Annotated in this window: 12 protein-coding genes and 1 riboswitch; of the genes, 7 read left to right on the top strand and 5 right to left on the bottom strand. The window is 67.3% G+C overall.

Annotated elements, in window-relative coordinates:
* Window positions 1–160: 160 nt before the first annotated feature.
* Genes SK803_RS23105 through SK803_RS23095 form a run of 3 tightly spaced genes read right to left on the bottom strand, consistent with a single transcriptional unit; the run spans window position 161 to window position 3,336 of the window.
* Window positions 161–1,516, bottom strand: coding sequence for a polysaccharide lyase 6 family protein (locus tag SK803_RS23105; RefSeq protein WP_319968138.1), 1,356 nt, complete (start codon window positions 1,514–1,516; stop codon window positions 161–163).
* The gene (locus SK803_RS23100) at window positions 1,513–2,859 is read right to left on the bottom strand and encodes a polysaccharide lyase 6 family protein (protein ID WP_319968137.1); all 1,347 of its coding nucleotides are present in this window, start codon (window positions 2,857–2,859) and stop codon (window positions 1,513–1,515) included. Before SK803_RS23100 ends, SK803_RS23105 begins: the two co-directional genes overlap by 4 nt.
* Window positions 2,860–2,901: 42 nt before the next feature.
* Entirely contained in the window at window positions 2,902–3,336 is a 435-nt protein-coding gene (locus SK803_RS23095; protein ID WP_319968136.1) for an NUDIX hydrolase, read from the bottom strand.
* 73 nt (window positions 3,337–3,409) lie between these two features.
* Here SK803_RS23095 and SK803_RS23090 point away from each other — a divergent pair, with 73 nt between their 5' ends.
* Both SK803_RS23090 and SK803_RS23085 read left to right on the top strand, forming a co-directional pair.
* Complete coding sequence (locus SK803_RS23090; protein ID WP_319968135.1) at window positions 3,410–4,342, top strand: SPFH domain-containing protein; 933 nt, start codon at window positions 3,410–3,412, stop codon at window positions 4,340–4,342.
* A complete protein-coding gene (locus SK803_RS23085; RefSeq protein ID WP_319968134.1) occupies window positions 4,342–4,557 on the top strand; it encodes a hypothetical protein in 216 nt (71 codons plus the stop codon). Before SK803_RS23090 ends, SK803_RS23085 begins: the two co-directional genes overlap by 1 nt.
* 18 nt (window positions 4,558–4,575) lie before the next feature.
* On the opposite strand, the gene SK803_RS23080 is transcribed toward SK803_RS23085, so the two are convergent.
* On the bottom strand, window positions 4,576–5,325 hold the full coding sequence (locus SK803_RS23080) for a PIG-L deacetylase family protein (RefSeq protein WP_319968133.1): 750 nt from the start codon (window positions 5,323–5,325) through the stop codon (window positions 4,576–4,578).
* 154 nt (window positions 5,326–5,479) lie between these two features.
* Here SK803_RS23080 and SK803_RS23075 point away from each other — a divergent pair, with 154 nt between their 5' ends.
* The 4 genes from SK803_RS23075 (at window position 5,480) to SK803_RS23060 (ending at window position 8,679) form a co-directional block, all read left to right on the top strand.
* On the top strand, window positions 5,480–7,744 hold the full coding sequence (locus SK803_RS23075) for a glycoside hydrolase family 3 N-terminal domain-containing protein (protein WP_319968132.1): 2,265 nt from the start codon (window positions 5,480–5,482) through the stop codon (window positions 7,742–7,744).
* A 123-nt stretch (window positions 7,745–7,867) separates the two neighbouring features.
* Window positions 7,868–8,134, top strand: coding sequence for a 30S ribosomal protein S20 (gene rpsT / locus SK803_RS23070; protein ID WP_166047155.1), 267 nt, complete (start codon window positions 7,868–7,870; stop codon window positions 8,132–8,134).
* An 85-nt stretch (window positions 8,135–8,219) separates the two neighbouring features.
* The gene (locus SK803_RS23065; protein WP_319968131.1) at window positions 8,220–8,396 is read left to right on the top strand and encodes a hypothetical protein; all 177 of its coding nucleotides are present in this window, start codon (window positions 8,220–8,222) and stop codon (window positions 8,394–8,396) included.
* 10 nt (window positions 8,397–8,406) lie between these two features.
* The gene (locus SK803_RS23060) at window positions 8,407–8,679 is read left to right on the top strand and encodes a hypothetical protein (RefSeq protein ID WP_319968130.1); all 273 of its coding nucleotides are present in this window, start codon (window positions 8,407–8,409) and stop codon (window positions 8,677–8,679) included.
* Window positions 8,680–8,789: 110 nt separating this feature from the next.
* On the opposite strand, the gene holA is transcribed toward SK803_RS23060, so the two are convergent.
* Window positions 8,790–9,767 carry a DNA polymerase III subunit delta gene (holA, locus tag SK803_RS23055; protein WP_319968129.1) on the bottom strand — a complete coding sequence of 326 codons (978 nt, stop codon included), beginning with the start codon at window positions 9,765–9,767 and terminating at the stop codon, window positions 8,790–8,792.
* Between the two features lie 78 nt (window positions 9,768–9,845).
* Window positions 9,846–9,989, top strand: a riboswitch (SAM riboswitch).
* Window positions 9,990–10,000: 11 nt separating this feature from the next.
* Between holA and thrC the strand changes: the two genes are divergently transcribed.
* Entirely contained in the window at window positions 10,001–11,257 is a 1,257-nt protein-coding gene (gene thrC, locus SK803_RS23050; RefSeq protein WP_319968128.1) for a threonine synthase, read from the top strand.
* Window positions 11,258–11,546 lie beyond the last annotated feature (289 nt).

Below are 11,546 nucleotides of genomic sequence, written 5' to 3'. Positions count from 1 at the left end.
AGGAGGCTCTTTCTCTCCGGCTTTTGCCAGGCTCGTTCCGGTTTTGATTTCCGGCCCGCTTCGCTCTGACTTGGAGAAGATTACACGGGCCCGTTTCGATCTCCAAATCGGGGGGTCCCGGTAGCCGCGAAACGTGCGACTACCAGGACAAACGCGTTCGTCAGAGCGCGGAAGGCCCCACATCCGCACGCGTGAGCGGACGGCGCACCGCGGCGACGTCGTACTCATCAGCCCCCACATCCGGCTTCGCCACCCGTGGCTGAGGGTCGAAGTCGGTCGTCACATAGGGGAACGAGCCCACAGACGCGTCAACAGCGGGACTCCCCGACGACAGGCGCAGCAACCCGTGGGAGTCCCGCACCAGCTTGGGGTCAACGGTGCGATAGCCACCGGAAGGCATGCCGGCGGAACCACCGAACACGATGTTGCCCTCGTACCGGACCGTGGACCCGGACTTCATGTCCACGAACTTCGAGGACGACCCGGTGATGACGTTGTTGGACAGCACGCAGTCCTTCGGCAGGAACGCCCCGCCGTCGCTGTCCACCACCGCGCCGGTCCCGATCAGCGTGTTGAACGCGACCGTCACCCGGTCAGGGCGGTCGTGCAGCTTCGACGTCGGCCCGGAGTCGGCTTCCTTGCCCGACCCGAACACCACCTGCCGGTCACGACCGCCCTCGACGTAGTTGTTGATGATGCGGTGGTCGTTGCCGTGGAACCGGATGCCGGTGCCGAACAGGATGTTGCCGTCGACCGCGTTGCGATTGCCGTGCCGCAACACCAGGAAGCCGCGGCTGTCCCGCATGGTGTTGTGCCGCACCACGTTGTCCGACGACTTCACCGAGATCGCCTCGGAGTCGCCGTCCGCCTTCTCGAAGAGGTTGTTCTCGAGGAGGGTCCGCGCCGACTCCTTCTGGCGGTCGCTGTTGCCGATGCGCACGGACTCGCCACCGTTGCCGCCGCTGAACCTGTGGTTGTAGAAGTGGTTGTGATGTGCCCAGGTGCGCTTCGCGATTCCCGGCTTCGGACCGCCGACGTGCAGGTACACACCTTCGTTCGTGCGGTTCTGGAACGTGTTGTGGTCCACCTCGACGTCGTCGCCGTTCACCTCGACGAAGCCGCCCGCGTCGTCCGGCACCACCGGCACGTTCAGCTCGAACACGTTGCGGGTGATCCGCACGTGGTGCGCGGAGGCCGGCACCGCCAGCCGGCCGTCGTGGCGCAGGTCGAAGCCTTCGACCACCACCTGCGCGACGCCCGCGGCGAACACGAAACCCGCCTTGCCGCGGATCTGCGCTTTGCCGACGTGTTCCGCGGCGACGGTCACGCCGGACCGTTTGATCGTGATCGCCTTCGACGACGTGTAGGCGCCGTCGGCGAGTTCGATCCGCTCGCCCTGCTGGGCGTTGTCCAGCGCCGTCTGCAACGCGGCCAGGCTCGTCACCCTGGTGACCGCGGTGGGCGCGGGAACAGCCACACCCACCGCGATCAACAGGCCAGCCAAGACGACGTTCATGGCGCTGACGGGCCGACGTCGGCCTTGGTCAGCGGCTTGCGCGTGGCCGAGGAGCTGTACTCGTCCGCACCGACATCAGGCTTGCCGGAGCGCGCCTGCAGGTCGAAGTCACGCGTCACGTAGGAGTAGGTACCGGCCGAAGCGTCGACCGCCGGGCTGCCGGAGGCCAGCCGGAACAGTCCGTTGGCGTCCTTCACGAGCTTCGGGTCGACGGACTTGTAGCCCGACGACGGCATGTTGCCGCCGGTGCCGCCCCAGACGACGTTGCCTTCGTACTTCACGGTCGAGCCGCTGTGCATGGAGACGACGCCACCAGAAGAGCCCTTGATGACGTTGTTCGCGAGGACGCAGTCCTTCGGCTTGAAGTCGCCGCCGTCGCTGTCGACCACGGCTCCGGTGCCGATCAGCGTGTTGAACGCGACCGTCACGCGGTCAGGGCGGTCGTGCAGCTTCGAGGTCGGCCCGGAGTCGGCTTCCTTGCCCGACCCGAACACGATCGCACGGTCCTTGGTGCTCTCCACGTAGTTGTTGATGACCTTGTGGTCGTTTCCGTGGAACCGGATGCCGCTGTTGAACAGCAGGTTGCCCTCGACCGTGGTGCGGTGGCCGTGACGCAGGACGATGTAGCCCTTGCTGTTGCGGATCGTGTTGAAGCGGACCGTGTTGTCCGACGACTTGATGGAGATGGCCTCCGCGTCGCCGTCCGCCTTCTCGAACAGGTTGTACTCGACGATCGCGTTCGCCGACTTCGACTGCTTGTGGCTGTAGCCGAGCCGGATGGACTCGCCGCCGTTCGCGCCGGTGAACTGGTGGTTGTAGAAGTAGTTGTGGTGGATCCACGACCGTTTGGCGATCTCGCTGCCGGGGCCGGTGATCTGCAGGTAGACGCCCTCGTTGGTCCGGTTCTGGAACGTGTTGTGGTCGATCTGGACGTCATCGGCGCTCACGCTGAGCGAGGCACCGTCCTTGTTGCCGGAGTACGTGTTGCGCGTGATGCGGGTGGCCTGCGCCTCCGGCGGGACCGAGAGCGTGCTGGTTCCGTCGAAGACGAACCCCTCGATCGTCACGCCCTTGACGGCTCCGAGTTCGAAGCCGCCACGCGTGAACACCGTGCCGCCGACGGTCTGCGCCGCGATGGTGATGCCGGATTTCGTGATCTTGACGGGCTGGTCGGCCAGGTGCACGCCGTTCGCGAGCACCAGGCGCTGACCAGGACGTGCGGAGTCGATCGCGGCCTGCAGGGAGGACACGCTCGACACGTCGACGACCGCCGCGGAGGCGGGCACGTGGACGAAGGACGACAGCAGGGCGGCCGCGCCGACTGCGGCCAGTGATCGGATCATTCGCCAACTCCGTTGTGGGCCGTTGGCGGCGGTGGACCCAAGTTACCGCAAGATCCCAGCAGCTGGAGTAGTTCGATACAAACCAAGGGCCGTATCGACCGAGGGCACGCGCTCCAGTTGTCCGATGTCTGCGAGCGGGAACCACTGGGCGAGATCGGTCGTGCCACCCACCTCGTGGCGCAGTTCGCCACCTGCGATCCGCACCTCGTACAGGATGCGAAGTGCGTGGTAGTCGCGGTCCGGCTCCTCGCGGAACTCCGAGTCGATGCCGAGCAGTCGCAGCACCTCGACGTCGAACCCGGTCTCCTCCTCGAACTCGCGGATGACCGCGTCGTACGGGTGTTCGCCGTGGTCGATGCCGCCGCCGGGCAGGATCCAACGTTTGCCCTTTGGGCCAAGCCAGCGCGCCAGCAGGATCTCGTCGTTGTCGTTGATGCACACCCCATAGGCGGCCACACGCTGCTTCTTCGCCCTCATGCGATCAAGCCTAACTGGCGATCACCCCAGAAAAGTGATATCACTTAGATACTACTTCGATAGGGGGTCCTGGATGAGTGCGACGGTGGAGACGAAGGTGCACATGCCTGCGCCTGTTGTGCGTGAGAAGCACGCGTCTGAGCTGCCCGGCCTGGTGATGTTCTTCGCGGGATTGGTGGTGTGCGCGGTGGGCGTGTGGCTGCTTGTCGACGGAGTCATCAACAAGGCCGCCGACGGGGGCGACCCGTCCGGGGCGATCATCGTGATCATGGTGCTGGTGTTCCTGGCCGGGTCGTTGATCATGAAGGGGCTCTTCACCGTCGCGCCCGGCGAGGCACGCGTGTTGCAGTTCCTCGGCCGTTACGTGGGCACGGTGCGTTCGGACGGTCTGCGGTGGGCGAACCCGCTCACGACGCGGCAGAAGATCTCGACCCGGATCCGCAACCACGAGACGGCGACCCTCAAGGTCAACGACGCGGACGGCAACCCGATCGAGATCGCCGCGGTGGTCGTGTGGCAGGTGGAAGACACTGCGCGCGCACGGTTCGAGGTGGACGACTTCGTGCGGTTCGTCGGCATCCAGACCGAAACCGCCGTGCGTCACATCGCGACCAGCTACCCGTACGACAACCACGAGGAAGCCGGTCTGTCGTTGCGTGAGAACGCGGACGAGATCACTGAGACGCTCGCGATCGAGATCTCCGCACGGGTGCAGTCCGCGGGCGTGAAGGTGATCGAGTCGCGCCTCACGCATCTCGCGTACGCACCGGAGATCGCGCACGCCATGTTGCAGCGGCAGCAGGCGAGCGCGGTCGTGGCGGCACGGACGCGGATCGTGGAAGGCGCCGTGGGCATGGTGGAGCTCGCGCTCGCCAGGCTGGCCGAGCACGACGTCGTGGAGCTCGACGAGGAACGCAAGGCGGCGATGGTGTCGAACCTGCTCGTCGTCCTGTGCGGTGACCGATCCACCCAGCCCGTGGTGAACGCCGGTTCCCTCTACACCTGATGGCTGATCGCAAAAGTGTTCTGCTCAGGCTTGATCCGGCCGTGCACGACGCGTTGAGCAGGTGGGCGAACGACGAGCTGCGCAGCACCAACGCGCAGATCGAGTTCCTGCTGCGGCGTGCGCTGGCGGAGGCGGGCCGGTTGCCGGGCGAGGCGAAGAAGATGCCTCGCCGCGGCAGGCCCCCGAAGAAGCTCGAAGACGAACCAGACGAATAGTGCCCAGACAGATAGTGCTCAGAACTCCGGTGGTGCCTGCAGGTCATGGGCGCGGAACAGCACCGCGTGCTCGACGCCCATGGCCTCGCCGCTCATCGCGAGGAACTTCGGGATGAAGTCGGCGGGGGCGGGATGGTCCGGAAGCGCGGCCAGGTACGCGGCGTGTGCTTCGAGCGAGGCGACGCCGCGGCGCAGCGGGTCACCCGTCACGTCGACACCGTGGGTCGCGCCGGAGCCGGGTAGGCCGGGAACGATGTACCAGCGTGCGGAGTGCGGTTCGAGGCCCTCGTTGTCGACCTGCTCGGGGAAGACCCAGCGGTTGCCCGCGTCGCGGATCGCGTCGAGGGTCGCTAGGCCGGCCGCGCGGTGGTCGGCCTGGTCGAACCCGTAGGGCGTCAAGACCTCGAAGCCGGTGCCGAGCACGGCGTCGGGCTTGAACCGGCGGATCTCCCGGCAGATGTCCCTGCGCAGGTCAAGGCCGTAGACGAGCACGCCGTCCGGGTGTTCGAGGATGGTCAGGTGCTTGACGCCGACGGTGTCGCAGGCGACCCGCTGCTCGGCGGCGCGCAGGCGTGCCGTCTCCTCGGGAGGGTTCGGCATCCCGGCCTCGCCGCGGGTGAGCAGGAGATAGCCGACCTCGATGCCACTCGCGGTCCAGCGAGCGACGGCCGCGGACGTGCCGTACTCCATGTCATCGGGATGCGCGACGACGCAGAGCACCCGTTGGAACGCACCCTCAGGGAAGCCAGGCAATGTCATGCCGGCCATCATTCTCCGCTTTCCACGCTGCCGCAGCCGAGTGCCTGAACAGGCGTTTCACCAGCATGAAACCGCTTCCACGGAGTTCCTCCGTTCGGGGGTGTTTTTGTCCGACTCCCGCAGGCGATCGTGTGCGGCGGGCGCACGGGAACGTGGAGGGGTCTTGTCATTGTTTTCCCGCAAGCGCGCCGGTTTCGGCGTGCTGGGCGTTGCTGTGGTGATCGCGTCGCTGACACCAGCCGGAGGTATCGCTGCCGGCAAAGAGATCTATCTGGACGCTCGTGCGTCGACCGAGCGGCGGGTCGAGGACCTGCTGCGGAGAATGACAGTCGAAGAGAAGATCGGGCAGATGGCGCAGATCCGCGTCGGGAAGCTGCGCGGTGACTGCAACAACGCCAACGGACCGTTGGTCGAGTCCTGCCTGAAGGCAGTGCTGTCGGACGCGCACGTGGGCTCGATCCTGTCCGGTGGCGGTGACGCGCCGCTGGAGAACACGCCCAAGGCGTGGGCCGAGATGAACAACGCGATCCAGCGCTATGCGTTGGAGCACAACAGGTTGAAGATTCCGATCATCTACGGCGCCGATGGCGTGCACGGGCACAACAACGTCATCTCGGCGACGATGTTCCCGCACCAGATCGGTCTCGGCGCGACGTGGAACCCCGCGTTGCAGGAGAAGATCGGTGTGTCCGCGTCGAAGGCGTTGCGCTCGACGGGTGTGTTCTGGAACTTCGCGCCGGTCTCGGACATCGCGCGCGACACGCGTTGGGGCCGTTTCTACGAGACCTACAGCGAGGACTCGTTCCTGGCCGGGCAGCTGGCGGCGGCGAACGTGCGCGGGCAGCAGGCCAAGGTGGACGACACCGCGCAGCTGACCGCGACCGCCAAGCACTTCGCGGGGTACTCGGCGCCCGAGAACGGGCACGACCGCGGTGCCGCGCAGATTCCGATCCGGCAGTTGCAGGACGTCGTGCTGCCGTCGTTCCAGGCGCAGTTCGACGCGGGTGTGAAGACCGTGATGATCAACTCCGGTTCGGTCAACGGTGTGCCGGTGCACGCGTCGAAGTACATGCTGCAGAAGCAGCTGCGTGACCGCATGGGCTTCAAGGGCGTCGCGGTCTCGGACTGGCAGGACATGAAGTACCTGGTGGACCGGCACAAGGTCGCGCCGGACTACAAGACGGCGATCGCGATGAGCGTCAACGCCGGTGTGGACATGGCGATGGAGCCGTCGAACGCGGCCGAGTTCACGTCGCTGCTGCTGGCGAACGTGCGCGACGGTTCCGTGTCGCGGGGGCGGATCGACCAGGCGGTGCGGCGGGTGCTCAAGCTCAAGTTCGATCTCGGGCTGTTCGAGAAGCCGTACGTGGACCCGGCCAAGGCCGACGGCAACGTGGTGAACGCGGATCGGCCTTTGGCGCGTCAGGCTGCCGCCGAGGGCACCGTGCTGCTGAAGAACGACGGCGTGCTGCCGCTTTCGTCGGCCGCCAAGAAGATCGTCGTGACCGGGGAGACCGCGGACGACGTGCGCCGCCAGCTCGGTGGCTGGACCGTCGAATGGCAGGGCGTGCCGGACGACTCGCCGTTGCCGCCGACCGCGACCGTGCTGACCGGTGTTCGTGAGGCTGTTCCTGGCGCGTCCGTTGTGCACGCTCCGACTCAGGCCGCGGCGGTGTCTGAGGCGGCTGGTGCGGACGCGGTCGTCGTCGTCCTGGGTGAGAAGCCCGGTGCGGAGGGTCCTGCCGACACGGAGAACCCGATTCTGACCGCCGAGCAGCAGGCGTGGGTGGACGCGGTGCAGGCGACCGGCAAGCCGGTGGTCGTGGTGCTGCTCACCGCGCGGCCGCAGGTGCTCGGGTCAGCGGCGGACGCGAACGCGCTGGTCGCGGGCTGGTTGCCGGGCAGTGAGGGTGGCCGGGCGATCGCGGACGTGCTGTTCGGCGCGGTGAACCCGAGCGGCAAGCTGCCGGTGTCGTGGCCGAAGGCGCTGGGCGACCCGACGCTGACCTACGACCAGCTGCCGGGGGCGAACACCGCGGCGAACGCCAAGTACGACCCCCTCTACCCGTTCGGGCACGGCCTGTCGTACACCTCGTTCACGACCTCGGGGACCACGGCGTCCGTTGATCGTCGTGACGGCGTGGTGAAGTTCACTGTGGCGAACACCGGTGCGCGCGCTGGCACCGTTGTGGTGCCGGTCTACGTGCGTCAGCCGGCCTCCCCCGTGCTCACGCCAGACGCACGGTTGGTGGGCTTCACTCGCGTGGAACTCGCTGCGGGACAGTCGAAGCAGGTCGAGGTGTCGTTCAAGCTCTCGCAGCTGGCACTGACCGTCGGTGACGTGGACGGCGACGGGCGGCGTGAGGTCGCTCGCGGCAACTACGAGGCCGTGGTGGGTGCCGAGAAGGCCGCCTTCGCGGTGCGCTGAGCTGGCCTGATATCCTTCGTCGTCGTGAACGCGCGGCGCTCCGTCGTGGAGGAGAGCCGGTCTCTGATCGGTGCCGACAAAGCGCGTCACGAACTCCGGTTTCGACAAGAAGGGTGATGTCGCATGGCGAACATCAAGTCCCAGCTCAAGCGGATCAAGACCAACGAGAAGGCTCGCCTTCGCAACAAGTCGGTCAAGTCGTCCCTCAAGACGGCCATCCGCAAGTTCCGCGAGGCTGCCGAGGCCGGTGACAAGGCGAAGGCCCTGGAGCTGCTGCAGGACGCGTCCCGCAAGCTCGACAAGGCCGCCACCAAGGGCGTCATCCACGCCAACCAGGCCGCCAACAAGAAGTCGGCGATGGCCCTGCGCGCGAACGCCCTCGAGGGCTGATCACGCTGTAGAGCTTTGAGAAGGGCCCGCTCCTCGTCGAGCGGGCCCTTTTCGCTGTCTCGGTGGCGCGGTAGGTATTGGGGTCATGGAATCGCTTCCGCGCATCGACTTCGTGGAGTTGCACGACCTCGACGGCACGCCGGCCGCGTTGCGCACGCTGCACACGGAGTCCATCGCGTTCCGGTGCCGATCATCGGATCGTCGACCTGTGCGCGGGGTCGGGCGGGCCGGTGCCTTTGATCCAGCGGCGGCTGCCCGATGAGTGCTGTTCCGTGGACTACGTGTCGTCGTCCGTCGACGCCACCGACTGCGAGGTCGAGGGGACGCGGACGATCTACGGCGCCTTCCACCACTTCCCGCCGGCGCTCGCCCGGCGGATGCCGCAGAACGTCGTCGACACCCGGCAGCCGATGGTCGTCGTGGACACCAAACGGCCGTTTCTCTACGTGCTGCTGTTCCCGTTCCTGACGACGTTGGCCGTGCCGCTGTCGGCGCCGCTCCAGCGCAATCCCCCCTACCGCGCTACCTGCTGCGGCTGGCGCTGACCTACGTCGTGCCGGTGCTGCCGTTCATGATGTTCTTCGACAGCGTCGTGCCCGGCTTCACGGGAGCCCAGTACCTGATCGGGATCCCGCTGCGGTGATCTTTCCTGGGATCAGCGGCGGCTGTGCGCGGCGACGATCCTGAGCACGGCCCGCTCCAGCGCGTAGTCGGCGTCGGCCGCCACGCCCTTCACGTCCGCGTTCAGCCCCGCGACCACCTGCATCGCGTCGGCGAGACCGGACTGGTCCCAGCCGCGGGCCTGGGCCTGCGCCTTCTTGATCTTCCACGGCGGCATGCCGAGCGGGCCGGCCAGGCTGAACGGGTCGGCCCGGCCCACCGCGGACACCCGCGCGACCGTGCGCACCGCGTCCGCCAGCGCGTCCGCGACCAGCACGTGCGGCACACCGAGCTGCATGGCCCAGCGCAACGCCTCCATGGCACCGGCCCGATCACCGGTCACGGCCTTCTCGGCGACCGCGAACCCGGTCACTTCGGCCTTGCCCTGGTGGTAACGGCGGATCTCGTCGACCGTCACCTTGCCGTCGGTGTCCGACACGAGCTGCGACGACGCCGCGGCGAGCTCACGCAGGTTCGTGCCCACTGCGTCGATGAGCGTGGCGACGGCCTCGGAGTCGATCTTGCCGCCCGCCTGCCGCACCTCGTTGCGCACGAACGCCTCGCGCTCAGCGGCCTTGGTGATCTTGGCGCACTCGGTGACCGCGGCACCGGCCTTCTTCAGCTGTCCCGGCAGGTCCTTGGCCGCCTTGCTGCGACCACCGCCCGTGTGCAGGACGACGAGCGTGACGCCGTCCGCGGGCGTCTTGAGGTAGGAGAGCACCGTGTCGGCGACCTCCTTGCCGATGTCCTGCGTGTTCTGCAGAACGATCACGCGACCCTCCGCGAACAGCGACGGGCTCACCAGTTCGGCCAGCTCCGGAGCCGTGAGATCAGTCACCTGCACACGGGTCAGATCGGCGGTCGAATCGACCTTGCGTGCTGCGTCGAGAGCCGCTCGAACAGCACGTTCGACCAGCAACTCCTCCTCGCCGATGACGAGGTGCAGTGACTCCGGTGCGCTCACGCTCCGCATCTTCCCACGTCTCGAATCGTGGACGTCGGTGGCTGAGCAACGGACCGGTGCCGTAGCTTGATGGCCACAACTGAACACCGCTCATCCAGAGGGGCAGAGGGAACGGCCCGACGAAGCCCCGGCAACCGGCGTCAGCGCTATGTGCAGAGCCATGCACAGAGTCATGCGCAGACGATCACGGTGCCAATTCCGACCCGTTCGATTTCGCGGGAAAGATGAGGAGATACCTCGCGATGACTGCTGTCACTGTGCCCACGAGCACCAAGTTCGACCTCGGCCCTGCCCGGGCACTGCTGTGCCGGGAATGTGGGAATGAAACCCCTCTCGCTCCTGAGTACGCCTGTCTCGAGTGTTTCGGGCCGCTGGAAGTGGCCTACGACTTCGGGAAGATCCGGCGCGAGGACATCGAAGCCGGCCCCAGGTCAATCTGGCGCTACCGCGGCCTCCTCCCTGTTCCGTCCACTGTGGAACAGCACCCGAACACCGACCCCGGCGGCACCCGCCTGGTCGAGGCCCACAACCTGGCCAAAGCCCTGGGCGTGCGCAAGATCTGGGTGAAGGACGACACCGGCAACCCCACCCACTCCTTCAAGGACCGCGTGGTCGGCGTCGCGCTCGCCGCGGCCCGCGAACTCGGCTTCAAGGTGCTGGCCTGCCCGTCCACCGGCAACCTGGCGAACGCCGTCGCCGCGGCCGCCGCCCGCGCGGGCTGGAAGTCGGTCGTTCTCGTTCCCTCCAATCTCGAACGCGCCAAGATCCTCATGAGCGCCGTCTACGAAGGCGCCCTGATCGCCGTCGACGGCAACTACGACGACGTGAACCGCCTCGCCCAGGAGCTCGCCGCGGAGAACGAGGACTGGGCGTTCGTGAACGTCAACGTCCGCCCGTACTACGCGGAGGGCTCGAAGACGCTCGGCTACGAGGTCGCCGAACAGCTCGGCTGGCGCCTGCCGGACCAGATCGTCGTGCCGATCGCCTCCGGCTCGCAGCTCACCAAGGTCGACAAGTCGTTCCGCGAACTCGGCCAGCTCGACCTCGTCGAGGCCACCCCGTACAAGGTGTTCGGCGCGCAGGCCACCGGCTGCTCCCCGATCTCCACCGCGTTCAAGGCGGGCCACGACGTCATCCGCCCGGTCCGCCCGGACACCATCGCCCGCTCGCTGGCGATCGGCGCCCCGGCCGACGGCCCCTACGTGCTCGACGCGGTGCGCCGCACCAACGGCGCCATCGAGGACGTGACTGACGAAGAGGTCGTCGAGGGCATCAAGCTCCTCGCCCGCACCGAGGGCATCTTCGCCGAGACCGCCGGCGGCGTGACCGTGGCGACGGCGAAGAAGCTGATCGAGTCGGGCCAGCTCGACCCGGACGCCGAGACCGTGCTGCTGATCACCGGCGACGGCCTCAAGACCCTCGACGCGCTCGGCGACACGATCGGCCCGCGCGCGACGGTCCCGCCGACGGCCGAGGCCGTCATCAAGGCACTGGGTTAATCACCTCCTTCCGGCTCGGGGACGCGCGTGCGTCCCCGAGCCGCGTGGTGCTCGGCCATCACGTTTCTGGCTCGCTCCGATTCCTGGCACGCTCCGATTCCTGGCATGCTCCGGGCGTGGACACGTGCCCTACCTGCTCCGCGCCGCTGACCGGCCGGACCGTCCGCCAGGCTTCGCCTGACGACCCTCTTCGCGCACGGCGCAAAGACATACGTGAGCTACGGCGATGCGAAACGTGCCGCCACGTCGCCTGGCGACCTGAAGGCGACATGGGCCCGTGGTCCGATGG

Source organism: Lentzea miocenica (assembly GCF_033949945.1).
Taxonomy (GTDB): Bacteria; Actinomycetota; Actinomycetes; order Mycobacteriales; family Pseudonocardiaceae; genus Lentzea; species Lentzea miocenica.
The sequence above is the reverse complement of the archived record's forward strand: the minus strand, read 5'-3'. Positions and strand labels throughout refer to the sequence as shown.

Bases quoted from the DNA above. Each gene is read 5' to 3' on its own strand.
- SK803_RS23105 (WP_319968138.1), bottom strand. From the start codon at position 1,516: ATGAACGTCGTCTTGGCTGGCCTGTTGATCGCGGTGGGTGTGGCTGTT.
- SK803_RS23100 (WP_319968137.1), bottom strand. From the start codon at position 2,859: ATGATCCGATCACTGGCCGCAGTCGGCGCGGCCGCCCTGCTGTCGTCC.
- SK803_RS23095 (WP_319968136.1), bottom strand. From the start codon at position 3,336: ATGAGGGCGAAGAAGCAGCGTGTGGCCGCCTATGGGGTGTGCATCAAC.
- SK803_RS23090 (WP_319968135.1), top strand. From the start codon at position 3,410: ATGAGTGCGACGGTGGAGACGAAGGTGCACATGCCTGCGCCTGTTGTG.
- SK803_RS23085 (WP_319968134.1), top strand. From the start codon at position 4,342: ATGGCTGATCGCAAAAGTGTTCTGCTCAGGCTTGATCCGGCCGTGCAC.
- SK803_RS23080 (WP_319968133.1), bottom strand. From the start codon at position 5,325: ATGGCCGGCATGACATTGCCTGGCTTCCCTGAGGGTGCGTTCCAACGG.
- rpsT (WP_166047155.1), top strand. From the start codon at position 7,868: ATGGCGAACATCAAGTCCCAGCTCAAGCGGATCAAGACCAACGAGAAG.
- SK803_RS23065 (WP_319968131.1), top strand. From the start codon at position 8,220: ATGGAATCGCTTCCGCGCATCGACTTCGTGGAGTTGCACGACCTCGAC.
- holA (WP_319968129.1), bottom strand. From the start codon at position 9,767: ATGCGGAGCGTGAGCGCACCGGAGTCACTGCACCTCGTCATCGGCGAG.
- thrC (WP_319968128.1), top strand. From the start codon at position 10,001: ATGACTGCTGTCACTGTGCCCACGAGCACCAAGTTCGACCTCGGCCCT.